1 protein-coding gene is annotated in these 786 nt (G+C 67.3%); it reads right to left on the bottom strand.

The features are described from left to right. Window positions 1–5 precede the first annotated feature (5 nt). Entirely contained in the window at window positions 6–785 is a 780-nt protein-coding gene (gene pstB, locus HLH35_RS19700; protein ID WP_182980745.1) for a phosphate ABC transporter ATP-binding protein PstB, read from the bottom strand. Window position 786: the final 1 nt, after the last annotated feature.

Raw genomic sequence — 786 nt, 5'->3', positions numbered from 1 at the left:
CGAACTCAGCCGAACCGGCCGGTGATGTAATCCTGGGTGCGCCGCTCGCGCGGGGCGGTGAACATGCGGTCGGCACTGTCCACCTCGACCAGCTCGCCCATGTAGAAGAACGCCACCCGATCCGCGCAGCGCGCCGCCTGCTGCATGTTATGCGTCACGATCGCGATCGTGAACTCGCCTTTCAGCTCGTCCAGCAATTCCTCGATCCGCGCCGTCGAGATCGGGTCCAGCGCGCTGGTCGGCTCGTCGAGCAAGATCACCTCCGGCCGTGTCGCGATGGTCCGCGCAATGCACAGCCGCTGCTGCTGCCCGCCCGACAGTGCCGCCGCCGACGCCCCCAGCCGGTCCTTCACCTCGCCCCACAGCGCCACCCGCCGCAGCACGTCTTCCACCCGCTCGTCCATCTCGGACCGCGACAGCCGCTCATGCAGCCGCACCCCGAAGGCGATGTTCTCGTAGATCGACATCGGAAACGGCGTCGGCTTCTGGAACACCATCCCCACCCGCGCCCGCAGCACGTTCAGGTCGAGGTCCGACGACAGGATGTTCCGCCCGTCAAACAGCACCTCCCCCGTCGCCCGCTGCCCGGGATAGAGATCATACATCCGGTTCAGCACCCGCAGCAGCGTCGATTTCCCGCACCCCGACGGCCCGATCATCCCCGTCACCCGCCGCGCCGGGAAATCCATCGTGATGCCCTTCAGCGCGTGGTTCGCCCCATACCAGAAATCCAGTCCCCGCACTGCCAGCGCCGACGCCGCGTCCTGCATCACCGTCCCATCCATA

This window comes from Gluconacetobacter asukensis, assembly GCF_014174375.1.
In the GTDB taxonomy this organism is placed as follows: domain Bacteria; phylum Pseudomonadota; class Alphaproteobacteria; order Acetobacterales; family Acetobacteraceae; genus Gluconacetobacter; species Gluconacetobacter asukensis.
The sequence above is the reverse complement of the archived record's forward strand: the minus strand, read 5'-3'. Positions and strand labels throughout refer to the sequence as shown.